The sequence below is a fragment of the Arthrobacter sp. SAFR-044 genome (genome assembly GCF_059414985.1).
The window spans coordinates 1-24,028 of sequence record NZ_JBPFDN010000018.1; the positions used below are offsets into that span (position 1 = coordinate 1).

Annotated in this window: 22 protein-coding genes; 8 read left to right on the forward strand and 14 right to left on the reverse strand. The window is 66.1% G+C overall.

What is annotated here, in order from left to right; translation table 11 throughout:
- Window positions 1-266 precede the first annotated feature (266 nt).
- Entirely contained in the window at window positions 267-1,190 is a 924-nt protein-coding gene (locus ACR65J_RS19630) for a putative protein N(5)-glutamine methyltransferase (RefSeq protein ID WP_440172220.1), read from the reverse strand.
- A 154-nt stretch (window positions 1,191-1,344) separates the two neighbouring features.
- Between ACR65J_RS19630 and ACR65J_RS19635 the strand changes: the two genes are divergently transcribed.
- A complete protein-coding gene (locus ACR65J_RS19635; protein WP_440172222.1) occupies window positions 1,345-2,406 on the forward strand; it encodes a lactonase family protein in 1,062 nt (353 codons plus the stop codon).
- Window positions 2,407-2,592: 186 nt separating this feature from the next.
- The gene (locus ACR65J_RS19640; protein ID WP_440172224.1) at window positions 2,593-5,745 is read left to right on the forward strand and encodes an alpha-amylase family glycosyl hydrolase; all 3,153 of its coding nucleotides are present in this window, start codon (window positions 2,593-2,595) and stop codon (window positions 5,743-5,745) included.
- Between the two features lie 69 nt (window positions 5,746-5,814).
- Here ACR65J_RS19640 and malQ read toward each other — a convergent pair whose 3' ends face one another.
- Window positions 5,815-8,037 carry a 4-alpha-glucanotransferase gene (gene malQ / locus ACR65J_RS19645; RefSeq protein WP_440172226.1) on the reverse strand — a complete coding sequence of 741 codons (2,223 nt, stop codon included), beginning with the start codon at window positions 8,035-8,037 and terminating at the stop codon, window positions 5,815-5,817.
- A 368-nt stretch (window positions 8,038-8,405) separates the two neighbouring features.
- Here malQ and ACR65J_RS19650 point away from each other — a divergent pair, with 368 nt between their 5' ends.
- The 3 genes from ACR65J_RS19650 to ACR65J_RS19660 all read left to right on the forward strand — a co-directional run bounded on the left by ACR65J_RS19650 (window position 8,406) and on the right by ACR65J_RS19660 (window position 10,442).
- Window positions 8,406-9,452 (forward strand): aldo/keto reductase, encoded by a 1,047-nt coding sequence (locus ACR65J_RS19650; RefSeq protein ID WP_440172228.1) that lies wholly within the window; start codon window positions 8,406-8,408, stop codon window positions 9,450-9,452.
- 76 nt (window positions 9,453-9,528) lie between these two features.
- Window positions 9,529-10,053, forward strand: coding sequence for a DUF488 domain-containing protein (locus ACR65J_RS19655; RefSeq protein ID WP_440172230.1), 525 nt, complete (start codon window positions 9,529-9,531; stop codon window positions 10,051-10,053).
- A gap of 92 nt (window positions 10,054-10,145) precedes the next feature.
- A complete protein-coding gene (locus ACR65J_RS19660; RefSeq protein ID WP_440172231.1) occupies window positions 10,146-10,442 on the forward strand; it encodes a DUF3040 domain-containing protein in 297 nt (98 codons plus the stop codon).
- 45 nt (window positions 10,443-10,487) lie between these two features.
- On the opposite strand, the gene ACR65J_RS19665 is transcribed toward ACR65J_RS19660, so the two are convergent.
- The 10 genes from ACR65J_RS19665 to ACR65J_RS19710 form a co-directional block, all read right to left on the reverse strand.
- Window positions 10,488-11,498: a DMT family transporter gene (locus ACR65J_RS19665; protein WP_440172233.1), complete on the reverse strand. Its 1,011-nt coding sequence runs from the start codon at window positions 11,496-11,498 to the stop codon at window positions 10,488-10,490.
- Entirely contained in the window at window positions 11,495-12,106 is a 612-nt protein-coding gene (locus tag ACR65J_RS19670; RefSeq protein ID WP_440172235.1) for a TetR/AcrR family transcriptional regulator, read from the reverse strand. The genes ACR65J_RS19665 and ACR65J_RS19670 overlap by 4 nt, the downstream gene beginning before the upstream one ends.
- Before the next feature lie 65 nt (window positions 12,107-12,171).
- The gene (locus ACR65J_RS19675; protein ID WP_440172236.1) at window positions 12,172-12,807 is read right to left on the reverse strand and encodes a gluconokinase; all 636 of its coding nucleotides are present in this window, start codon (window positions 12,805-12,807) and stop codon (window positions 12,172-12,174) included.
- Window positions 12,804-13,880, reverse strand: a complete 1,077-nt coding sequence (locus ACR65J_RS19680; RefSeq protein WP_440172239.1) for an L-idonate 5-dehydrogenase — start codon at window positions 13,878-13,880, stop codon at window positions 12,804-12,806. Before ACR65J_RS19680 ends, ACR65J_RS19675 begins: the two co-directional genes overlap by 4 nt.
- Window positions 13,880-14,650 carry an SDR family oxidoreductase gene (locus tag ACR65J_RS19685; protein WP_440172241.1) on the reverse strand — a complete coding sequence of 257 codons (771 nt, stop codon included), beginning with the start codon at window positions 14,648-14,650 and terminating at the stop codon, window positions 13,880-13,882. Before ACR65J_RS19685 ends, ACR65J_RS19680 begins: the two co-directional genes overlap by 1 nt.
- Before the next feature lie 54 nt (window positions 14,651-14,704).
- Entirely contained in the window at window positions 14,705-15,658 is a 954-nt protein-coding gene (locus tag ACR65J_RS19690; RefSeq protein ID WP_440172244.1) for a 2-hydroxyacid dehydrogenase, read from the reverse strand.
- A gap of 46 nt (window positions 15,659-15,704) precedes the next feature.
- Entirely contained in the window at window positions 15,705-16,466 is a 762-nt protein-coding gene (locus ACR65J_RS19695; protein WP_440172246.1) for an SDR family oxidoreductase, read from the reverse strand.
- A gap of 141 nt (window positions 16,467-16,607) precedes the next feature.
- The gene (locus tag ACR65J_RS19700; RefSeq protein ID WP_440172248.1) at window positions 16,608-17,621 is read right to left on the reverse strand and encodes a 5-oxoprolinase subunit C family protein; all 1,014 of its coding nucleotides are present in this window, start codon (window positions 17,619-17,621) and stop codon (window positions 16,608-16,610) included.
- Window positions 17,618-18,349 (reverse strand): 5-oxoprolinase subunit B family protein, encoded by a 732-nt coding sequence (locus ACR65J_RS19705; RefSeq protein WP_440172250.1) that lies wholly within the window; start codon window positions 18,347-18,349, stop codon window positions 17,618-17,620. Before ACR65J_RS19705 ends, ACR65J_RS19700 begins: the two co-directional genes overlap by 4 nt.
- 2 nt (window positions 18,350-18,351) lie before the next feature.
- On the reverse strand, window positions 18,352-19,137 hold the full coding sequence (locus ACR65J_RS19710) for a LamB/YcsF family protein (RefSeq protein ID WP_440172252.1): 786 nt from the start codon (window positions 19,135-19,137) through the stop codon (window positions 18,352-18,354).
- A 392-nt stretch (window positions 19,138-19,529) separates the two neighbouring features.
- Here ACR65J_RS19710 and nac point away from each other — a divergent pair, with 392 nt between their 5' ends.
- Window positions 19,530-20,480: a nitrogen assimilation transcriptional regulator NAC gene (nac, locus tag ACR65J_RS19715; protein ID WP_440172254.1), complete on the forward strand. Its 951-nt coding sequence runs from the start codon at window positions 19,530-19,532 to the stop codon at window positions 20,478-20,480.
- Between the two features lie 122 nt (window positions 20,481-20,602).
- Window positions 20,603-20,845, forward strand: a complete 243-nt coding sequence (locus ACR65J_RS19720; RefSeq protein WP_307487537.1) for a hypothetical protein — start codon at window positions 20,603-20,605, stop codon at window positions 20,843-20,845.
- Window positions 20,846-20,995: 150 nt separating this feature from the next.
- On the opposite strand, the gene ACR65J_RS19725 is transcribed toward ACR65J_RS19720, so the two are convergent.
- Together ACR65J_RS19725 and ACR65J_RS19730 are read right to left on the reverse strand one after the other, a co-directional pair.
- Complete coding sequence (locus tag ACR65J_RS19725) at window positions 20,996-21,691, reverse strand: 4-carboxy-4-hydroxy-2-oxoadipate aldolase/oxaloacetate decarboxylase (RefSeq protein ID WP_306863596.1); 696 nt, start codon at window positions 21,689-21,691, stop codon at window positions 20,996-20,998.
- A gap of 45 nt (window positions 21,692-21,736) precedes the next feature.
- Window positions 21,737-22,945: an aspartate transaminase gene (locus ACR65J_RS19730; RefSeq protein WP_440172256.1), complete on the reverse strand. Its 1,209-nt coding sequence runs from the start codon at window positions 22,943-22,945 to the stop codon at window positions 21,737-21,739.
- A gap of 332 nt (window positions 22,946-23,277) precedes the next feature.
- On the opposite strand from ACR65J_RS19730, the gene ACR65J_RS19735 reads away from it, so the two are divergent.
- Window positions 23,278-23,841, forward strand: coding sequence for a hypothetical protein (locus ACR65J_RS19735; RefSeq protein WP_440172258.1), 564 nt, complete (start codon window positions 23,278-23,280; stop codon window positions 23,839-23,841).
- Window positions 23,842-24,028: the final 187 nt, after the last annotated feature.

Here is a 24,028-nt window from a genome sequence, read left to right on the forward strand (position 1 = left end):
CACATTCATCCCCCCACCCCACATCGACCCCACCCAAACACCCCAACAAAACCACTACTTCAAACCACCCCCACCACTCCACCAACGACAATGAAATGTCCGCGGAGGCCTGCTTCCTTGGTGGCGGCCCGACGGTCCCCTGCGGTCAGACATGAGTTCATTCGCACCAGAGGGCCCCTGTAATTGACCGCACCAGAGGGGCGCCGTGATTGACGTAAAGCGGAAGTCGAGGATCTACGGGCCGGGGCGTTGCGGTGATGCCGGGATCAAGGGCCATCAGCTTGCCGGTGAACGGCGCCACCGGGGTGCTGCCGCCGCACTCCCTCCACCGTGCGGCGCCCGACCACCACAGTCCCGCCCAGTTCTTCCGCCCGCACTGTGCGCACAGTGAACCCGGCTGCGGCCAGGATTTCGGAGGTGCCCCCGGCCTGTCGCTCGCTGGTCTCGATGAGTAGATGACCGGAGGGAGCCAGCCACTTCATGGCGTCGACAACAATCCGCCGATGAAAGTCCAGCCCATCGGACCCGCCGTCCAATGAAACGACCGGCTCATACAGCCGAGCTTCCGGCGGCATCATTCCGATGGCCTCGGTGGGTACATAAGGAGCGTTGACGGCGAGCACCCGGACCTGGCCTTGCAGCGCGGGCGGGAGGGCCGCAAACAGGTCACCCGCATGAACGTGGCCGCCCAGCGGTTCCAGGTTCCGCCGGGCGCACCTCACGGCAGCAGGCTCGATATCCGCCGCGTGCAGCTCCACCTGCGGGGCATGGCGAAGAATTGCAGCCCCGACCGCCCCCGAGCCGCAGCACAGGTCCACCACAACCGGGGAGACCGGCAGTAAATGGTTCTGCAACAAGACAAGGGCCTGGTTGACCAGCAGCTCCGTGCGGCGCCGGGGTACGAAAACCCCGGGCTCAACCAAAACCCGGCCGCCGGCAAACTCTGCCCAGCCCAGGACCTGCTCCAGGGGGACGCCCTCCATCCGGCGCTGGACATTCCGGGAGAGTTCAGAGGGGCCGGAGTCCTCAGCCAGCAGAAGCCGGGCTTCCTCTTCGGCGAAAACACAGCCTACAGACCGCAACTGGGAGACGATCCGGTCGAAACCCAGCGGCGGGGACTGGCCATGGACATCCCGTAGTCCAGCAGGAAGCGGAGCAGCGCCTTCCGGGCAGCCGACGGGCACCTTCACGCCGGCTAGGCCCGGATCTCCGAAGAACGTCGGAAGGCCTTCGAAATGAATGAAACCATAACCACGACGCATCTCCCTTCCGCACTGCCGGAAATCCCATGCTAATCAGTGGCCCGGTACCGTCAACAGGGCCAAGTGTTGGCAGGATTGGACCATGACCAACGGGGCAGCCATCAGCAATGCAACCAGCAACATCATTTGGGTCGGTACGTACACCGCGGATGGCGGCGGCCGCGCGGACGGCATCGGCGCTGTCCGTGAGCACCCGGACGGCAGCCTCGAATGGTTAGGGACGGCAGTCGAGGCGCAATCGCCGTCGTTCGTTGCTGTCCACCCAACACTTCCCGTGGTGTACGCGGCGGCCGAGCAGCGCGGGAAAGTCAAGGCATACCGCCGCCACGGCGAAGCCGCCTTGGAACCCTACGGGAATCCGCAGCCTGCCGGCGAGGCCACCTGCCATGTCGCCGTCGACCCCCACGGCCGCTTTGTCACCGCGGCGTGCTGGGGCGACGGGCAGGTCCTCCTTTACGAGCTGGATTCCGACGGCGGCATGACCGGGCGGTTCCCCGCCGCGCCCTCGGTTGATCCCCACGCCGCCCTTTCTCCCGGTGCCCCGAGGCAAAGCCGGGCCCATGCCAGCCTGGTGCTCCAGGATGGCCGCATCATGACCACGGACCTGGGCCATGACACCCTCCGCATTTGGAACTACCAGCCGGGCGCGGGACTGGTGGCCGACCACGAGGTGGTCCTCCCCGCCGCCAGCGGCCCGCGGCACATGGTGGAACACCCAAGCGGGAACGTCTTCATCGTGTCGGAATACTCGGTGGAGGTGTTCGTGGTCCGGCCCGAGGCAGGCACCTTCGAGTTGGTATTCCGGGGACCCGCAACCGTCGGCGGAAGCCAGGAAGGCGATTCTGCCGCTGAAATCTGCCTCGGCCTCCAGGGGAACTTCGCCTACGCCGGCGTCCGCGGCTCGAACCTCATCAGTGTCCTGGAAGTTGGCGGGGAAGGTACGGAGCTCATTCCTGTCAAGGACTTTGACAGCGGCGGGAACTGGCCGCGGCATCACCTGCTCCGTGAAAACTGGCTCCACGTGGCCCACGAACGCTCGGACAACATCACCACGTTTGACTTGGACCCCATCACCGGCCTCCCAGGACCGGCACTGCACAACCTGCAGACCCCGTCACCCACCGCATTGGTGGCCGCCGACTAGCAGGACCCTCCCGCAGAACTTCCCAGTACGCTGCGTTCCCTAAACACTGGAGTAATCCAGTGCAAGCGCTTACAGTTGTGACTTGATTCACATGGACAGCATGCTGTCTTTTGGAATCCTCCTGCCGCATCCCCATGTCAACGGCATGCCTGTACAGCAGCGCTGCTTCCCAGGAAGGTCTCACCCTTGTTATTCCGCACCCCTCCCGGCGCACCCCCACGCGCCAAACTGCCGGCAAGCCCGGCAGGAACACAACCCCCCGCCGCTGGCCTACCCACCGGCAGGCGACTCGCAGCCACGTCGGCCGCCGGCCTCCTGGCCGCCGCCGTTGCCGTTTCCGCGGCAGTCCTTCCTGCCCACGGCGCTCCTGGTTCCGACGATCCGGGCTTGAAGGATGCCCGCGGCAAGGGCCAGGCATCCGCATCGGCCCTCCATTCGCTCCGTGGTCCCGTGACGGATGAGAACTTCTACTTCGTCATGGCGGACCGGTTCAGCAACGGCAGCACCGCCAATGACCAGGGCGGGCTGGGCCCAGACCCCATGGTCTCCGGCTTTGATCCCACAAAGAAGGGCTTCTACAACGGCGGCGACCTCGCAGGCCTGCGCAGCAAGATCGACTACATCCAGGGCCTGGGCACCACGTCGATCTGGCTGACCCCCAGCTTCAAGAACAAGGCAGTCCAGCCCGAGGACAAGTCAGCCGGCTACCACGGCTACTGGGTCACCGACTTCACCCAGATCGATCCGCACCTGGGCACCAATGACGAACTCAAGGCCCTCATCAACGAAGCCCACGCCCGCGGCATGAAGGTGTACTTCGACATCATCACCAACCACACGGCGGACGTCATCGGCTACCAGGAAGGGGACCGCAAGGGCTACGTCTCCAAGGACGCCGTCCCGTACAGGACGGCCTCCGGCGAAGCATTCGATGACCGCGACTACGCCGGAACCGGAACCTTCCCCCAACTGGACGCCAACACCTCATTCCCCTACAAACCCGTCCTGGCTCCCGGCGAAGAGAACCTCAAAGTGCCGGCTTGGCTGAACGACCCCACGCTGTACCACAACCGGGGCGACACCACCTTCACCGGCGAGGACTCCATGTACGGGGACTTCTTCGGCCTGGATGACCTCTTCACCGAAAATCCCAAAGTGGTGCACGGCATGGAAGACATCTACGAGTCGTGGATCGGCGACTTCGGCGTGGACGGCTTCCGGATCGACACCATGAAGCATGTCAACAACGAGTTCTGGCAGGAATTCGGTCCCAACGTCCTCAGCTACGCCAAGGAGCATGGCAAGGACGAGTTCTTCATGTTCGGCGAGGTCTTCGACACCAGCAAGAGCTTCACCTCGCAGTTCACCACCCGCAACAAGATGCAGGCAGTCCTGGACTTCCCCTTCCAGGACGCGGCCCGCAACTTCGCCTCCAAGAGCCAGGACGCCACGGCGCTGCAAACCTTCTTCGCCGGCGACGACTGGTACACCGACGCCGACTCCAACGTCTACGAACTGCCCACCTTCCTGGGCAACCACGACATGGGCCGCATCGGCAGCTTCATCAGCCAGGACAACCCCGCCGCCAGCGACGCCGAGAAGGTATCCCGTGACGAACTGGCCCACGAGCTGATGTACTTCTCCCGCGGCAACCCGGTGGTCTACTACGGCGACGAGCAGGGCTTCACCGGGCCGGGCGGTGACCAGGACGCACGCCAGACACTCTTCGCCAGCAAGGTGCCGGAGTACCTCGACGACGACCTGCTGGGCACGGACGCCACCCACGCCACGGACAACTTCAACCAAGGCCACCCGCTGTACGCCAAGATCCACGAACTGGCAGCCCTTACCAAGGAACACCCGGCGCTGCGGAACGGCGCCCACCAGCACCGCTACGCCTCGGACGGACCGGGGATCTACGCCTTCTCCCGCACCGATGCGCAGGACCAGCGCGAATACGTGGTGGCCCTGAACAACAGCGCCCAGCCACAGACGGCGGCAATCCCCACCTACATTGCCAAGCGCAGCTACACGCGGATCTACGGCGAAGGGGCCGACGAGGCCAAAACCTCGGAAGACGCCAAGCTGACGGTGACCGTGCCGCCGCTCTCCGCCGTCGTCTACGAATCCTCGGGGCGGATCCCGCACTCAAAGGCTGCACCCGCCGTCGCCCTCCAGCAGCCGGCTCCAGCGCAAAGTGACAACGGGCGCATCAACGTAACGGCCGACGTCGACGGTACTTCGTTCTACGAGGTCACCTTCGAAGCAAGGACGGCAGGCGGCGCATGGCAGCAGATCGGCACGGACGACACTGCTCCGTACCAGGTGTTCCACGACGTCGCGGCACTGGACGCCGGCACGCCCCTGGAGTACCGCGCCACCGTGCTGGACAACGGCGGGCACACCGCCACCAGCCGGAGCCGTTCGGCAAGCGTCCCCGCGCCCGTCCTGGCCCTGCAGAAGCCGGCCGAGGGCAGCAGCGTGGAAGGCAAGGTGGAACTAAGTGCCACCGCCGATCCGGAGAAGGCCAGCTATGTGGTGTCCTTTGAGCGGAGCGTGAACGGCGGGGAGTGGACGGCGGTGGGGACCGATTCGTCGTCGCCCGTGTACTCGGCAACCGATGATATCTCCGCCCTGGCTGATGGCACCAAGGTCCAGTACCGGGCCGCCATGACCGGCACGGGCTTCAGCGTCACCAGCGGCATCAGGACCGTCACGGTAGGCCAGGCGCCGCAGCCTGACTCGGTCACGGTGGCCGGATCACTGAACCAGGCCATGGGCTGCACGGCGCAGTGGGATCCGGCCTGCCCGCAGGCAAAGATGGTCCTGGACCCGGCGGACCGCATATGGCGGCTGACCGCGAACCTGCCGGCCGGGAAATATGAGTACAAGGCCGCGCTCAACGGCAGCTGGGACGAAAACTACGGTGCCGACGGCCAGCTGAATGGCCAGAACATCGTGCTGGACCACCCCGGTGGCCGGGTCACCTTCAGGTACGACAACAGCACGCACCTTCTCAGCGCCGTCTACGCGTCACAGCAGCCATCTGCCGTGGCAGCGGCCGGAAGCATGGACAGCGAGCTTGGCTGCGCCTCGGACTGGGAACCGTCCTGCGCCCAGGCGCAGTTGGTGCTGGACCCTGCAGACCTCGTCTGGAAGCTCACTGTGCCGGACCTGCCGGCGGGAAGCTATGAGTTCAAAGCGGCCCTGAATAAATCCTGGGAAGTCAGTTACGGGGCCGGCGGGGCAACGCCTGGGGCCAACATCGTGTTTGAGCACGACGGCGGCCCGGTCACCTTCCGGTACAACCACTTTACGCACGTGATCACTGCAGGCTAGGCCTGCGGAACAAACACCAGGGCCCCGCCGCTTAAGGAAGCGGCGGGGCCATGGTGCTTAACCAGCTGTTCAGGACCCGTGTATGGCCCCCTCCACCGCGGCGAGCAGTGCGTTGAAACGCTTATTGGCGGGAAGGTCGTCCAGGTAGACGGGCCTGCCGTCCGGGCCGCCCAGCGGAACCTGCCAGTTGGGGTACAGCGCCTCGGTGGTTCCCGGCTGGTTCTGGACCCGTCGCTCCCCCACCGCGTCCACCAGCGCCACCCCCAGCAGCACTGACGGCGCCTGGGCCAGCAGGAGGTGCAGCGCCTCGATGGTGTGCTCCTCCGCCGACTGTGCACCGGCCCCGCCAGCAGTCCCCTCGGAGAGGTACCCGCGTTCGCGCAGCAGGGCAAACATCTTCTCCAGCGACGCGTTGTGCTCGGCGCGTTCCTCCTGTTCGGACCGCTCCAGCAGGCCCAGCCGGCTGCGCAGACCCACGTGGTCTCCGGCCAGGTAGCCGGCCGTGGGCGGGAGGTCGTGGGTGTTCACGCTGGCGAGCGCCTGCATTCGGTACTTCTCCGGCGCAAGGGGTGAATCGCCGTCGTACTCAAACCAGAGGATGGAGGTGCCCAGGATGCCACGGGCGGCGAGGTAGTCACGCACCCAGGGCTCGAAGGTGCCCAGGTCCTCCCCGATGACCACGGCCCCGGCGCGGTGGGCTTCCAAGGCGAGGATTCCGATCAGGGCCTCATGGTCGTACCGGACATAGGCACCGTCCCCGGGGGCGTTCCCCATGGGGATCCACCACAGCCGGAACAGGCCAAGGATGTGGTCCACGCGGATGCCGCCGGCATGCCGGAGCACGTTGGCCAGCATGTTGCGGAACGGTTCATAGCCGGCCTCGGCCAGGCGCGCCGGGTGCCAGGGCGGCTGGCCCCAGTCCTGGCCCTGCTGGTTGTACATATCCGGCGGCGCGCCAACGCTGGTGTTCGGGGCCAGTACACCGCCCAGCGTCCACGCGTCGGCACTGCTGTGGTCCACGCCGACGGCGAGGTCGTGCACCACGCCCAGCCGCATGCCGGAGTGGAGCGCCGCCTGCTGGGCGTTTTCCAACTGCTCGTCACAGATCCACTGCAGCCAGCGGTGGAACCCGATCCGGTCCGCCAGCTTCTCACGCAGCGCCTCCGCCTCCGGTCTACCGATGGCGTAGGCCGGATCCGTCCACAGGGCATCGCCCGGCGGCAGGTCCTCGCGGATGGCGGACCACAGCGCAAAATCGTCCAGGCCGCTGCCGGAGATGCGGCAGAATTCATCGAACGCTGCCTGCCGGGAGGGCGAGCGCCGCGTGTGGTACAGCATCTCCAGTGCTTGCAGCTTGGCTGCGAAGACGGCGTCCCGGTCCAGCCGTTCGCCTTCCTTGTTCAGTCCTGCCACTTCCTCGTGCAGCTTTTCCAGCGCCGCACGTTTCCGGGGCCGGAGGTACGCCAGCTCGGGGATGGCCTCCACGCGGATGTACAGGGGGTTGAAGAACCGGCGGGTGGAGGGCGAGTAGGGCGAGGGCTGGACGGGCGGAACGGGCTCGGCGGCGTGCAGCGGGTTGACCAGTACGTAGTCGGCACCTCGGGCGCCGCTGATCGCCGCCAGGTCCGCCAGGTCGGCAAAGTCCCCGATGCCCCAGGACCGCTTCGACCGGAGCGAATACAGCTGCGTGGCCAGCCCCCAGCCGCGGCGCTCCTCCAGTGGCTTGGCGGTGCCCAGCCGGGCGGGCGTAACCACCAGGACGGCAGTGGCCGTGGCACCCTCCGACTCTGCCTGCAGGGTGTGCCAGCCCAATGGCAGGTCCTCGGGAAGGGAGAACGTGGCACGTCCGGTGGAGACGCCGTCGACCTCCCTGGGCTCGATCCAGAGGTCCTGCTGGGCTGCTTCCCGCGATCCCGCTCCGCCTTCAAGGATGATGCTCAAGCTCGCGGTGGCACCGTCCCGTACGTGGACCGGCACCTGCGCCGGTTCGCCCTCCTTGACGACGACGGCGGGCGGCAGCATCCGGCGCCAGGGCGCCAGTTCCACCTCGGCCAGGGCGGCCTCGATCTGCTGGTTGGTGTGCGCCTGCACTCCCAGCGCCGCCAGCACCTTGATCAGCGTCGGCTCGGCGACGGAGTGGGGAAGGCCGTCCCAGCCCTGGAAGGACGTGCCCACGCCATGCGCGTCGGCCAGCTGCTGCAGCAGGTGCGGATCCACCGGCCCCGTGGCATCGGCTGGAGGGCCTGCGGGAATCGGTGGCCGTGCTGCGTGCTGCTGGTCTGAAGCCGTCATGGGTGTCCGCCTCGTCTGTGATGGTCCCGGAACTTACAGTGCTGCCTGTCGTGCCGGGCGCTCACACCCCAGTGCACAACCGTTGGTTCAGATTATTGCAGGGCGGCGCGGAGGCGAAACCCACGCCGCAGCCAGGCGCGTCAAGACGGGCTTAAGGTGTGGATCCTGGCTGCTACGGATGGAAGTGCGGGGTCACGCTCCATCGCTTACGCGGCCCGGCTGCTCGCCACAAAACGTCATCCCGGCGGTCCCGGTTACTCCATGCGACGAAAAGCGAAGGACTAAAACACGAATCTGCGGCTGCCTGCCGAATCTGTGTAGCGTCGTGACCGATCCAGGGCACGGCAACTGAGTGGAGGAGACCGGAGATGAGCCTTAGCGAGCTGCGGGTGTTCGGACGGTCGGGTACTCCCATCAGTCCCCTCACCCTTGGGACCATGAATTTCGGCGAGGGGACCGGCAATGGCCAGGGCGCCCCCACGGGGGCTGATGAGGGCATCCGCATCATCCATGCAGCACTGGACGCCGGCATCACCGCGATTGATACCGCGGACGTCTACTCGCAAGGTGAATCGGAGCAGGTGGTGGGCCGTGCGCTGCGCGGCCGCCGGGATGACGTCTTCCTGGCCACCAAGTTCCACGGCCAGATGAGCCCCAACCCGGCGCACTCCGGAAACTCCCGGCGCTGGATCACCCAGGCGGTGGAGGGCAGCCTCCGCCGGCTGCAGACGGACCGCATCGACCTCTACCAGGCGCACCGGCCGGACTACAACACGGACGTCCTGGAAACCATCACAACCCTGAATGACCTGATCCGCCAGGGCAAGATCCTGTACTACGGCACCTCGGTGTTCACGCCGGCACAGCTTGTGGAGGCGCAGTGGCTGGCCACCACCAACCACCTGGTCCCGCCGCTGGGCAACCAGGTTCCGTACTCCATGCTGGTCCGCGGCAACGAACGCGATGTGCTGCCCATCGCCCAGCAGTACGGGCTGGGTGTCCTTGCCTACGGCCCGTTGGCGGGCGGCTGGCTTTCGGGCAGCTTCGTCCTGGAATCGGGCAGGCCGCCCACCCGGGTCCACACGCTTCCCGGCCGGTACGACCTGTCCGGGCCATCCAGCGAGCGCAAGCTGCTCGCCGCAGACTCGCTGGCCCGCCTGGCTGACAAGCTGGAGATGTCACTGGTGGACCTGGCCGTTGGGTTCGCCCTGGCCCACCCCGCCATCAGCAGCGTGATCATCGGCCCGCGCAGCGAGGAACATCTCCAGGCGTACCTGCGCGCGGCGGACGTCCGGCTGGGCGAATCGGTGCTGGATGCCATCGACGACCTGGTGCCCCCGGGAACCAACTTCGTGGAGCGGGACGCGGGCGCCATCGTGCCGTCCATCGAGTTCGCGGAATTACGACGCCGGTAACCGGCTTTCCGGGGCCTGATGCCACAATGCCGCGGAACCGGGGCACGGCGGAAGGCACCTGCCTATGATGGCCGGGATGGAAACGCTGTTCACGATCGGCCACGGCACCGCCTCCCAGGAGGACTTCACAGCGCTGCTGCAGACCGCGGGGGTGACGTCGCTGGTGGATGTGCGGATCGGGCCGGGCAGCCGCAAGCATCCGCATTTCGGCAAGGACCAATTGGCCGTGTGGCTTCCGGAGGCTGGCATCGGCTACCGCTGGGAGAAGCGGCTGGGCGGCTTCCGCAAGCTGCTCCCGGACTCTCCGGATACGGCCCTTCGCAATGAGTCATTCCGCGCATACGCCGGCTATATGCGCAGCGATGACTTCCTGACGGCCGCCGCTGAGCTGGTGGCCGCTTCCCAAGCGGCACGGACCGCCATTATGTGCAGTGAAACCCTGTGGTGGCGCTGCCACCGCCGCCTCATCTCGGACCACTGCGTCCTGCTGGCCAGCCTGCCCGTTGAACACCTGATGCCGCCCGCCAAGGCAGTTCCGCACGTTCCCACCAAAGGCGTACGGGTATTGGGGAATGAGCTGCGCTACGACGTCCTGGAATGAGGGCAGCCTGGGCCGTTGAAACTATTGACTAACCGGTAGAAGGCTCCTACGGTCGATACCGTCACCGCCTCCCAGGGAAACAGGGGCCCGCCATGCCAATGTCCGATGAGGAGCGACGCCTGCTCAAGGAGCTCGAACTGGGGCTGATCGCGGACGATCCCCATCTGGCCATGGAGTTGCTGTCCGGCTACCCGGCGCGCCGTTTCCCCGCAGGCCTGTTGCCGGGGATGGTGTCGGCGCTGATCGGCATAGTGCTTATCGTCGCCGGGGCCGGGATCCCCGCTCCGGGTGCGGTAGTGCTGGGGATCCTGCTGCTGGGGCTGGGCGCCTGCCTGCTGCTGGGCCCCACGGTCCTGGCCCGGAGTGCTGGGCGGCAGCGCACCGGCTGATCCCGCAGCGGTTCCTGCCCCAGTGCGTTATCTATGCCGTTGCCTTCATTGCTTTGTCGGGCGTGGTCCTGGCATTGCCGCCGCCAGCCCTGGAGTTCCTTTTGGTTCTGCTGCCGGGCGGGTGCGTGGGGTTAGGATGAACAGGCTGGCCAGAACGACGGCGGCGCCAAGCCAGCCGAGTGCCGGAAGCCTTTCGCCCACCACGAGTACCGCCAGGACGGCAGCCACCACGGTTTCCAGCAGGGAGATGCTGGTGGCCGTGCTCGCCCCCACCCGGGCCAGGCCCCAGCCGAACAGGAGGTACCCGGCAAACATCGGCACCACTGCCATGTAGGCACCCACGCCCGCGTAGCCCCAGGACTCCAAAAGCGGGCCGCCCGTCAGGGCGAGGACAGGCATCAGGAGGAGCCCGCCCAGCCCGAAGATGCTTCCCATGGCCGCCCTGGGGGTGACCCCTTGACCGGTGAGGCGGTGTGCCGCCCAGGAATACAGGGCATACGTGGTGCCGGCCAGCAGCCCAAGGAGGATTCCCACCGTTGAACCCCAATCCGTGAACGCTCCCGCAGCCGCCGGCGCAGCTGCGGGAGAAACTGATCCTGCCGGGGCGTGACCGGCTAAGGACAGCAGCGCGGAGCCGCTGACTCCCAGCAGGGCGCCAAGAATCCATCGCCGGCTCAGCGGCTTCCTGTCCGCGAAGCGTTCGATGAGGGCTGCGGCGACGGGGGCCGAGCCGATCGAGACGACGGTTCCCACTGCCACGCCGGAGAGGTGCATGGAGCTGTAGAAGGCCAGCGGGTAGGTGGCCACCGCCGCGGCACCGAGCGACAGCAGGCGCCACCGTTCGAGCAGGCTGCCTGACTGGACGGCGATGTGCCGTGCGGCGAAGAGGGCCTGCAGCAGGCCGCCCAAGCCCATTGCGACGGCGCCAATCGCCAGTGGACTCACGGCGGGGGCAAAGGTGGCTGCGGTCCCGGTGGTACCCCAAAGGACGGAGGCAGCCACAATGGACATCGCTCCCCACAGCTGTGCCTTGGGATGGCTGCGGCTGGTGTTCATAGGGCGTCCAGCAGCTGTCCGGCGATGCGGCCGGCTTCCTTCAGCGGGCCGTCGTAGCCTTCCAGGCCGGCCCTGGCCATGGCGCCTTCGAGCAGGAACGCCAGGTGCGCAGCGATTGCGGGGGCCTGTTCTTTCCGGCCCGGCAACAACCCCGCCACGTGCCGCGCGAGGAGTTCCTGCACTTCTTCCTTGTGGCGGCGCACAGCGTCCCTGCCAGGGTCCCCGGCCGGCAGTTCCGCCGCGGCGTTGAGCAGGCCGCAGCCCCGGAAGCCGTGCTCGTAAGCGAAGTTGGCGTGGTCCAGATAGGCATCGAAGACCGCCAGGACCTGGCCACGCGGTGTCGTCGCCGTTTCCAGCCGCTTGCGGTAGAGCCTCAGCCATTCCTCGTGGCGGGCCTCCAGATATGCAGCCACCAGGTCCGCTTTGGAACTGAAGTTGTTGTAGAGGCTCTTCTTGGCCACTCCAGCCTCGGCAGTGATGGTGTCGATCCCGGTGGCGGCGACACCATTCGCATAGAAAAGGCGCGCTGCAGCCTCGAGCAGGAGCTCGCGGGCGGGAGGCCGCGCAGGGCTCGAGCGGGAAGGGGTCGAGAGGCCTGAAGCAGCCATGGGCACTCCTCGCAAAGGTGGTAGGTAGACCAGTCTACCTACCACCCACATTTCAAGGAAAGTCCTCAGGCGGAGCGGAGAGCGTCCAGGGAAGACACGGGTCTTGCCTGCGCCATCGGTTCACCTGCCTCGAGCTGCCGGACCACCGATTCCACGAGGACATCGAGAGGCTGCGTGATGTCGGCAAGAACGTGGGCTTCGCCCTCCTCCAGGTCCTCCAGCGCGGCGAACTGCGAGTCCAGCAGCGTGCGCGGCATGAATTCGTGGGCGCGGGCGTCCATCCGCACCCCGATGGTTTCCGCGCTGCCGGCGAGGTGGACGAACACCAGGTCCGGCGCGTAGCCGCGCAGCAGGTCACGGTACCGGCGCTTGAGCGCGGAGCAGGCGACAATCGGCGGCACTGCTGGCCCGCCGTCGTCCGTTCCTGCAAGCAGGCCGGTCTCTCCTGCAAGCACGCCGTTTTGTTCCGCAGGCAACACACCCTGTCCTGCAAGCAGCCCGCCCAGGACGGCGAGCCATGGTTCCCGGTCGCTGTCGGTCAGCGGAATCCCGGCGCCCATCTTTTCCTTGTTGCCGGCCGGGTGGAAGTCGTCGCCGTCGAAGAACGGCTTGCCCAGGCGCCGGCCCAGGAGGGCACCAACGGTGGACTTGCCGCAGCCGGAGACTCCCATCACCACCAGCGGAGGCAGGTGCCCGCTCATTGGGCCTGCCCCGCATCGCCGAAGGAGAGGAGCACCTTGCCGGAGCTCGTGGAGTCCCTGGCTACTTCGAAGGCGTGGAGCGCGTCGGCCAGCGGGAATTCGTGCGTGATGACGGGCTCGATGTGCAGGGTCCCGTCGGCCAGGGCAGTGATGACGTCGTCGATTTCATCGTTGAAGCGGAAGGAGCCCAGCAGTTGAAGTTCGCGGGTGATGGCCAGGGAGATGGGCACCGGCTGCATGCCGGTGGGCAGCAGCCCCACCATCACCACGGTGCCGCCGCGCACCGCGCCGCGGATGGCCGAGGCCAGCCCGTGGTGGTTGCCGGAGGATTCGATCACGACGTCGGCCTCCACGGTGGCGATGGCTTCGGTGTCCGCGGCGTTGATCACCTGGTCGGCGCCCACGGCCGTGGCGATCTCCAGCGGTTTGGGATGGAGGTCGACGGCGGTAATCCGCGCGGCGCCGGCACGCTTCAGGACGGCGACGGCGAGGGCACCGATGGGGCCGGAGCCGATGACCAGCGCAGTTTTGCCGCGGACATCCCCGGCCCTGGACACTGCGTGCCAGGCGACGGACGCGGGTTCGATCAGTGCCGCGGTGCGCAGGTCGATGCTGTCCGGAAGCGGGCGGAGCATCCGGACAGGCAGCGTGACGTAACGGCTGAATGCACCATCCTTGTGCGGGTAGCGGGCGGCGCTGCCAAGGTACGTGCAGCCCGGCGACAGGTTGGGCCGGTCCGCCGGGTAGCGCGCGGCGCCGGGACCGGGCGTTGCGGGGTGGACGGCGACGGCGGTCCCTGCCTGCGGACCGGAGCCATCCGCCGCTGCGCGCACCACCACGCCGGAGATTTCGTGGCCCAGGACCAGCGGCGCCTTGAGGATGGACTCCCCCGCCGCACCGTGCAGCCAGTAGTGCAGGTCCGAGCCGCAGATCCCGCCGTAGAGGACCTCAACCACCGCTTCGTCAGGTGCGGGCTTGGGCAGCGGGACCTCGTCGATCCGCAGGTCGCCCGCGGCATGGGCCACCAGCGCCGGCCCGGTGGCGGGCAATGCGATATCAAGGGACGTTGCCATCAGACCACCACCGTCATTCCGCCATCGATGAAGATGGTCTGTCCGTTCACGAAGTTGGAGCCGTCCGAGGCCAGCCACACCACCGGACCGGCCAGGTCCTCCACGGTGCCCCAGCGGTGGGCCGGCGTCCTGCCGAGGATCCAGGAGTTGAACTCCTCGTCATCCACCAGGTTCTGGGTCATTTCGGTGTGGATGTAGCCCGGTGCAACGGCGTTGATCTGCAGCCCTGACGCTGCCCATTCGGCGGTCATGGCGCGGGTGAGGTTCCGCAGGCCACCCTTCGCGGCGATGTACGGGGCGATGGTGGGACGGGCAAGGTCGGCCTGCACGGAGCAGATGTTGATGATCTTGCCCCGGCCCCGGCCGATCATGTGCCGGGCGGCTTCGCGGCCCACCAGGAAGGCGCTGGTGAGGTCAGTGGAGAGGACGCGTTCCCAGTCGGCCACGTCCAGGTCCAGCATGGGGACCCGGTGCTGGATGCCGGCGTTGTTCACCAGGATTTCCAGCGGACCCACGTTGTCCTCGATCCAGCGGATGCTGCGGGCGGCAGCACCGTCGTCGGTCACATCGAAGGCGATGCTGTGGATCCGGCCCGGCGGGAACTCCGCCGCCATGGCAGCCGCTGCATCCTTGAGACGTTCTTCGTTGACGCCGTTCAGCACCACCGTCGCCCCGGCGTCGGCCAGCGCTTTGGCAAGGGCCGAACCGATGCCCCTGCTCGAACCGGTGACCAGGGCTACGCGCCCCGTGAGATCAAAAAGCCCTGTCATATCCTGGCTACTTCCTCTTCATAGTCGTTTTGCATCAGATCCCGGCGGCGGCCGTTAGAACGGGCCCTGCTGGAAGGGCCCGTTCTGCACCAGGTTGGCCGGGGTTTGGCCGGCGGCCAGCGCCTCGAGCTGCTGCTTCAGGAGTTTCAGGATCCGGGGCTCAAAGGCCGAGGCGTTGCCGCCCACGTGCGGGGTGATGAGGGCGTTCTCCGCGGACCACAGCGGGTGGCCGGCGGGAAGCGGCTCCGGATCGACCACGTCGATGGCGCACTGGAGGCGGCCGGAGACCACTTCGCGGGTCAGGGCCTCGGTGCTGATGACGGCGCCGCGGCCCACGTTCACCACCAGGGCTCCGTCGGGCAGGGCGGCCAGGACGTCCCGGCCCACCAGATGGTGGGTGTTGTCATTCACGGGCAGGACGGAGACCAGGATGTCGTGGTCCGCGGCGAGGGCCACCAGTTCGTCCGGGCCATGGACCTGCCCGTCGGCGTCCGTGCGGGCCGTGCTTCCCACCCGGGTGATAGTGACTTCGAACGGTTCCAGGCGGCGGGCCAGTTCCTTGCCGATTCCGCCGATGCCCAGCAGCAGGACCTTGCGGTCGGCCAGGGACTGGCGGCGCTGCGGCTTCCAGCTTTCGACCTGTTGGTCCTTAACGGCCTGGTCGATGCCGCGCAGCTTGGCGAGCATGAGGCCAACGGCCAGTTCCGCGGTGGCAGCTGCATGGACGCCCGAGGCGTTTGCCACTGCGGCGCGCGGACCGGCGGCCTCGCAGACGCCGTCGTACCCTGTTGACTGCGTCTGCACAAACTTGAGGTCCGGGACCTTGCCCAGGGAACCCAGCACTGCCCCGGCATTGATGTAGGGCAGAATGACGCCGTCGATGCTGCCCAGGTCCCCACCGGGGGCTTCCTTCATGTCCCATACCACCCCGTGCAGGCCGCCGGGAAGCGGCGACAGGTCAGCCAGGAGCTGGGGGTCGGGAAAGCTGACGGTGTGCACGTGCTGCATTGGTGGGGACCTATCGGTTGGTGGTGGTTGAAGAGCGGGACGGGTGTCAGGCGGTGGGCTCGCGGCGGTCGAAGGTCAGGCCGCCCGGGACCTGGAAGGTGGGCATGAGTTCAAGCATGCCAACATTCACGTGCCGCGGCGTCTCAATGGCGTAATCAAGGGCGTTAACAATGTCGTCGGTAGTCAGCGATTCGTAGCCTTCGTAGTACGTCTTCCAGGCTTCTTCCATGGCCTCGGGGCTGCCGCCCAGGTTGCGGCCGAAGATTTCGGTTTCCACGCGGCCCGGGCAGATTTCGGTGACCCGGATGCGCTTGCCCACGGTGTCGTTGCGGAGCTGGCGGGAGATCTGGTGCACGGCGGCCTTGGTGGCGTGGTAGACCGTGTGGCCGTAGAAGTTGTAGACGCCGGCGATCGAGCTGATGTTCACCACGTGGCCCAGGTCGCGCTCCACCATGCCGGGCAGCACCAGCCGGGTGAGCTGCAGCAGCCCGCGGAGGTTCACGTCCACCAGCTCGTCGATGTCCTGCTCGGAGGAATCCAGGATGTTGCCGGGCCGGGACACACCCGCGCAGTTGACCAGGACGTCCACTTTCAGGTCATTGACGACGGCGGTCAGGGCGGCGGTGTCTGTCAGGTCCACCACGTGCGGGACGACTCCCGTACGGTCCGCCAGTTCAGCGAGGCGTTCCTCATTGCGGGCCACCGCGTGGACGGTGAGGCCGCGCTTGGCCAGCCGTTCGGCGATGGCGGCGCCCATGCCGGTGGATGCACCGGTGACGAGGGCGGTGGTGTAGTCGGAAAAAGGCATTGGTACTCCAAAAAGTGCGAATGGGCGGGCTCTTGCGTCCGGCAATGGGCTGGACGTAGTAGCCCCGGGTTGGCAGGGGTTAGGGATCGCGTAGCGGTTTGTGGGCGCGGTCCTTGGCGGTGGGAAAAGCATTCATGATGTTCAGGCTCCTGACGCTGGGCTGAGTTCGTACCAGCGCTGGCCGGCGCCGATCCCGAGGAGACCGAAGACTGTGTTGATGGTGTTCCGTAATTTGTCCAGTTCCAGGCAGGCTGTGCGGTGCATGGCTGTTGCTTCAGCGACGGTTGTCTTTCTGAAGGTGACGGTATGTCCAGGCCTGGCTTGGGCCAGGAGGTCCAGGGAGCGGCTTGTGACCACTGCCAGGACCGGGTAGCCCGCCGTGACGCCGCGTCCCCGGTGCAGCACCAGCAGTTCCTCCCGGGATGGGACCTCGATGGCTCCGACCGGAACGCCGCGGGAGAGCACTTCGGACGTGAGCTGGCGCTCGGGAAGGGCACCACCGAGCCGCAGTCCGATGTGGTTGCTGCGGGGGCTTACGGTGTACTGCGTGGTGAACAGCAAGTCGGCCGTGTCCCCGAATTCCGCCACGTCCGGCCCGTCGGTGACATCGATGACCGGGTTGGTGGTGAAGTCGGGTTTGGTGAGGCCCAGCCGGAACAGCGGCAGGCCAAAGTGTGGCTGGGTGATCGGCGCGGTGGTCTTCCGGGTTTCCAGGCGGAAGCCCTCCACGAGCTTCAACCCGAAGCCCACCACAGTGTCAGGGGCGCAGCTGACCAGCAGGCTGGGGACCGTGAAGGATCCGTGGACGGCGATGTAGGCCCGGAGACCGGTGCGGATTCCGCGGACAGTCACTGTTTCGCCAGCCCGGACAGATACCGGCTCCCATTGCGGGCATTCACGGCCGCCCACCGTGAGGTCCAGGGGTGCACCGGTGACCGCGATGAGCAGGTCGGTGGTGGCCCGCATCCGGAAGTCCAGCGCGGTGAGTTCCAGCAGGGGGTCGTTGTCTTCGTTGCCGGCAAGGATGTTCGCGGCTTTGGCGGAGTACTGGTCCAGGGCGCCGTTGACGGGGAGGCCGTAGGCGGGGCCCTTCGTCCGGCCGAGGTCGGTGACCACGGAGTGGCCAGGCTGCAGGATGATCAGTGACCCGGTCATGGCCTTGCCTCCAGGAACTGCCCGGCGAAGTTTCCGAAGTCCTCGGCGGGAATGCGGTAGAAGCGCAGTTCGTCGCCGGGAACGTAGGGCACCAGGGGTTCGCGTGCTGCGTCCAGGACCGTCAAGGGGGTCTGGCCGATGACGCACCAGCCACCCGGCGCCACTGCGGGCGCGATGACGGCCTGGCGTCCGGCCACGGATACGGCACCGGCGGGAACGGACAGCCGCGGGTCCTTGAGCCTGGGAACGGGGGCCGGGAAGTCCGGCCCGTCCATCATGGGCGATCCTGCCGGGGCCCCAAGGCAGCGGATGATGTAGGTTTTGGCCGTGTGCCTGGCGATGACGTCCTCAATGTCGAGGCCTTGGTGCTCTGCCACGCGGTCCAGGTCGGGCCCGTAGTCGCCGCCGTACACCACAGGCACTTCGAATTGGCGCGGTTCCCGCAGGGTGGTACCAACAAAGTCCAGTTGGCGCATTCCGAGGAGGACGAACGCCCGGACCTGGCGCGCTGAGGTGAGGTAGGGGTCGAATTCGACCAGGACGGAGTCGTAGGTGGGAACGGCGCCGTAAATGCCGTCGACGCCGGCGGTAGCCAACCAACCCGCAAGGGAGTGGACGGTGGACCAGTTCGCTTCCGCGTCACCGGACCGTGCCACCACGCGCAGGGCGGCGTCACCTGACTCGTAGATGTCCAGCGTTGTCCGGCTGGTCGTCGTTGTGGCGGCCATGGTCAGGAAACCCTCTGCTTTGCAGAGAGGACCTCTGCCAATGGGGCGATGGTGATGCCTGCGGCGATCAGTTCGCGGCGGATCAGGCGGGCCAGTTCGACGGCGCCCGGGTTGTCGCCGTGGAGCAGCACCGTGTCTGCCTGGATGGCGATGTCCCTGCCGGAGGCAGTCTCGATGAGGCCTTCGGTGACCATCCGCACGGTGCGCTGGACGATGACGGAGGGGTCGTGGATTACGGCGCCGGGCTCGCTGCGCGGCACCAGTGTCCCGTCATCCTGGTAGGCGCGGTCCGCGATGCCGACGATGGCCACCCGCAGGCCGCGCTCTACCGCCGCGGTGGCGAGTTCACCGTCCTGCGCCAGGATGATCAGCTTCGGGTCCACCCGGACGGCGGCATCGGCTACGGCTCCGGCATAGTCCGCCCGGGTTGCCACCAGGTTGCCCAGGCGGCCGTGCGGTGCCAGGTGGGAGACGGAACCGCCGTGGTAGGCGGCAAACGCCGACAGGGCTCCCAGCTGGTAGATGACGTCGGTGCGGACTTCGTCAGCTGTGAGGTCCATGGCCCGGCGGCCGAAGCCGCGGAGATCCGGGAAGCTCGGATGCGCACCGATGCCGACTCCCGTCCTGACACATTCAGCCACGGTGGCGTCCATAATGTCAGGGTCCCCTGCGTGGAAGCCGCAGGCGATGTTGGCGCTGGACACGATTTCCAGCAGGGCTTTGTCGTCACCCATCGAGTAGGCGCCAAAACCTTCACCAAGATCCGCTACGAGATCGACTGTGGGCATTACGGGCCTTCCTCTGCTGGTACTGCTGGTGTAAATCAGTGTGGCATCGGGATAGGAGCCACACAAAGACGAATGCGGTATCACGCTATAGGGAACAGTTATGACCTTCTCCGGGCGCTATGGCAGCCCAAAGAATGTACGGGGTCCTTATTTCGTGACTATAAGAATGATGCTTCCAATAAACCGTTTTCCTGCTTATGCGCAAAACATATGCCGCCATCAAAATCGGCGATGGCTGGGGCGGGGATAGAATGTTCTGGTCACTGGAAAGTCATCTGCAATTAACCTATGCCCGAGACTCGGATCACACAAAGACGTAATGCCTGTCCCGCCATAGCGCCAACGTATGACCCCGCATGCTGTATCGTCCCCGGCTGGAAAAGAGGAGCTCTATGGACACCCGGAAGCTGGCGTACTTCGTGAAGATCGTCGACTCAGGAAGCATCACGAAGGCGGCCGCCGCCCTCCACGTGGCCCAGCCGGCGCTGAGCCAGCAGGTGTCGGCCCTGGAAACGGAGCTGAAGCAGCGGCTCCTGATCCGGAGCAAGCAGGGCGTGGAGCCGACGGCGGCCGGCCATACCCTGTACCGGCACGCGCAGACCATCCTGCGGCTCGTGGAGCAGGCCAGGATCGATGTGGCAGCTTCAGGGGCGGCGCCTTCCGGCCGCGTATCCATAGCAATCGCCCCCTACAGCATGGCGTCCAGCTTGACCCCGAGGATTATCAGCGAGGTGGGGCGGCGCTACCCCGACATCGTGCTGCACCTGACCGAGATTTACGGCGGCGTGCTCAGTGAGGCCATCAAGAACGGGCGGCTGGACATGGCACTCATCTACGAGCCGGGGCCCATTCGCGGGGTGCAGTTCACCACCCTGATCGTCGAGGACCTGTACCTGATCGTGAACTCCCGGCGGGAGCTCCCGGTAGCGGCAGACGCGGACACGATCACCCTGGACGAGGTGGCCGACGTCGGGCTCTTCCTGCCGGAACAGATCCACACGCTGCGGCAGGTGGTTCAGGCGGGCATCGACAGCAGGGGCCTGAAGTTGAAGCTGGTGGGCGAGGTGGAATCGGTCCCCTCCCTCACCCGGCTGCTCCGTACGGACCTCGGAGCCACCATCCTGCCAAAGTCGGCTGCGGACGCCCTGTTCCACGAGGAGGACTTCCGGGTGCTGCGGATCGTTGAACCCGCGCTGCAGTGCAGGATCGCACTCTGCACTCCTGACCACGAGCCCTTGTCCGAAGCCGCGTCTGCCGTCCTGCTGGTACTCAAGGAAATGCTGCAGGAAATACTCCGGAGTAAATATTCCGCGCTCCCCACCACGCCGTTCACGGCATCATAAGCGTGCCTTATCAGGTCACTCTGCTTTAGTCTTATTCAGGTAATTCAGCAGGTCCTAGGATAAAAGCCATAAAGGTTCGCCAAAGGCGCAACCGCGGCAATTAATTTCCCTGGAGTCCCGCCATGAAAAAGATCACCAGCGTGCAGTACCGGAAATCGGCTGAAAGAAGGATCCAGCTCAAAGCCGGCACCGGTTCCCACTGCCCCACCAACGGCTTCTGGCGTCCAGAGGACGCGCCCGCCACGGAACCGGTCTTCGTGTTCGAGGGAAGCATGATGCCACCCGGAAAACGCGGCTCCACGATGTGGTACCTGGACGACGCCCAGGTGGGACCGCCCGCCCACCTGCTGCCCGGCATGAACTGATCGGCTCATTGACTTTAGAGCGGCAAGAGGAAAGGCCCGGGGTTCCGAAAGGAACCCCGGGCCTCTGTCGTATAAACCCCATCGATTGCTGAGTATCTGCCGTTATGAGGGCTCAAAACGGCAATTACGCAGCAATCGATGGGTGTGGAGCTACAGCGCTGGCTCCAGTTCGGCGTCCTCCACCAGCAGGCCCTTGGCCTTCAGCACGTCCGTCAGTTTGCACAACTCGATGGTGGTGCCGCCTTCCTTGTAGCGGCGGATGAGGTCGTCCTCAGCGTCCACGCGCGCCTGCGACAGCTTAATGACTTCCTCGATCTCATCCTTGCGGACCACCACCACGCCGTCGGCATCACCCAGCAAGACATCGCCCGGGTAGACAATTTCGTCGCCGAACACCAGCGGATGGTTGATGGGGCCAATGGTTTCCTTGACGGTCCCCTTGATGCAGACACTGCCGGAGAACACCGGCAGTCCGAGTTCAATCAGGTCCTTGGTGTCGCGGACACCCGAATCCGTGACCATACCGGCCAGGCCTTTCGCCTTCATGGCGTTGCCCAGCACGTCGCCAAACGTCCCGGCTTCCTCGTACTCCCCGGCTGCCACCAGGACAACGTCGCCCTTCTGGGCGTAATGGATGGCCACCTGGAGCATCAGGTTGTCCCGCGGGGCGCAGACCACGGTGACGGCGGGGCCGCAGAAGGACATGCTGCGGTCGATCGGCTTGATCTTCGAACTCAGGGCACCTTTGCGGCCCTGTGCTTCGTGGACTGTGGCGGAGGAGAACTTGGAAAGCCGCTGAACGGCGTCTTCGGAAGGCCGGTCGAATTTCGTCTTGACGTGGATCATGGGGTGCTCCTGTTGTTGGAAAGCGTGGGTAATGTGATAGTCGGGTCAGGCCAGAGCCGTGACGGCCTTTTCGATGGCAGCGATGGATTCCTCGATCACCGGCAGCCCGGTGGCGTAGGAAATCCGGAAGTAGGGGCTCAGTCCGTACGCCGAACCCTGGATGACGGCAACAGACGCCGCTTCCAGCAGGTACAGCGTGAAGTCCTCGTCGTTGGTGATCTGCCTGCCGTCGGGCGTCGTCTTGCCGATGACCCCGGTGCAGTTGACGTACGCGTAAAAGGCACCTTCCGGCGTCGTGCACTGCAGGCCCTTGACGGCGTTCAGCCCGGTAATTGCCGCATCGCGCCGTTCGCGGTACACCTCGACGCTCTCGCGGACGAATGCCTGGTCTCCGGTGAGAGCCGCGGCGGCAGCTGCCTGGCTGATGGAAGACGGGCACGAGGACATCTGGGACTGCAGCTTGTTGATGGCAGCCACCAGGGCCGCCGGTCCGCCGGCGTAACCCAGCCGCCATCCGGTCATCGCGTAGGCCTTGGAGACCCCGTTGGTGACCAGCACACGGTCCTTAAGCTCAGGGGCAACGGCCACGAGACTGGTGATGGGCTCATTGCCGAAGTGGATCTCGTCGTAGATCTCATCAGTGAGGACGTAAACGGCAGGGTGGTCCGTGAGGACGGCGGCCAGGCCTGCCAGTTCTTCGCGGGAGTACACCGCTCCGGTGGGGTTGGAGGGCGTGTTGAGGATGACCCACTTGGTGCGCTCCGTCAGTGCCCCTGCCAGTACCTCAGGGGTGAGTTTGAAACCGGTGTCCTCACCACAGGAAACGATGACGGGGGTGCCTTCGTTGGCGAGCACCATGTCCGGGTAGGAGACCCAGTACGGTGCGGGAACGACAACCTCGTCGCCTGCATCGAGTGTGGCCATGAACGCGGTGAAGATGACCTGCTTCCCGCCCCCTCCGATGGTGATCTCGCCGGGCCCGTACTGCTGGCCGGTTTTGCGATGCAGCGTCTGCAGGATGGCCTTTTGCAGTTCGGGCGTCCCGGTGACCGAGGTGTACTTGGTTTCACCGCGGCCGATGGCTGCGATGGCAGCGTCCTTGATGTGCTGGGGCGTGTCGAAATCCGGCTCGCCGACCGTCAGGTCCAGGATCCGGCGGCCCTCGGCCTTGAGTTCCCGCACGCGGGCCGCCGCGGCAACGCTGGGTGAGGATTTGATACGGGTTACGCGTGATGCGGGCACGAATTCAGGCATGGTTTCTTCCAGGCTTCCGGTACGGATGAGGGTGGCTCATTCGAGCCTAGGGAAGGAGCCGCCCTCTTGGATAAGACCTAAAGTGCGTGGACAGATAAGCAGCCCTTATGACAGGAGCAGCCAGAACTTTCGCCTATTGCTCCACGCACTTTCGGTATTGCCTTCCAGGCTTGCCGACGGCGTAACCTCCAGGGTGGATAACGGGCCCGATGAAGGCACAGCATCGGCCCCCGCGACGCCTTCCAGGCCGGCAGGCCGAACCGCGGGAGAGGTACGCCCGCCGGCGTGAAGCCGCGCGGGCATGGAAACACCAACGGAGACAAGGAGCAGAGGTGCCCGGCAGAGAGATTAAGGAACGGATACCTCCGCGTACAGCCAGCACCGGGACGGGCGGGGCCGGCGTAGCAGCGTACCGGTACCGGGGCGTCCCGAAGCCGGACCCCGCCCCGGCCCGCGCCCAACAAGCCCTGGCCATGCTGGCCCAGCTGCGGACGACCCTCGCACTTCGCTCCAGCAGGGTACGTGCCCTCACCGCCGAGCTGGGTGACTGCCTTGCCCAGGCCGTGTGCGATGGTGTGAAGGTTGCCGCCGTCGCGAAGGCCGCCGGCCAGCCTGCCGCCAGTATCCGGTCTGCCACGCTGGCACGCGGCGAGCTGTACCCGTCCGGCCAAACCCGAAGCGGGCATCTTCACCTCATTGCGGGATTGGCTTCGGAGCTGGCGGCAGCCGAAGGCGCCCGGAGTGATGCGGAAGAACAACGAACGCAAGTACTGGCCCTGGCCAGGAAAGCCCAGCTCCTTGACGACTACCAACTTGCCGGGGCAAGCGGCCTGAAGTCCGACGAAATCCGCAAAATGACCAGGGGCGTCGGCTTGCGTGTGGCCCAGCCGCAATGATCGTCCCGGCTGATCCGCTGCCGGCGGGCTTCCGCCCTCCCAAAGAGTCCTCATGCGTCGCCCACCTCGGCCTGGCGGGCCGTGTATCAACTGAGGCGCACTCGTCATACCAGTCCCTTGCCCGCCGGTATGGAGGAGTCCCGGCGCAGCTTTGCCTCTCCGCTCTGGCGACGACTGGCAAGCAAGC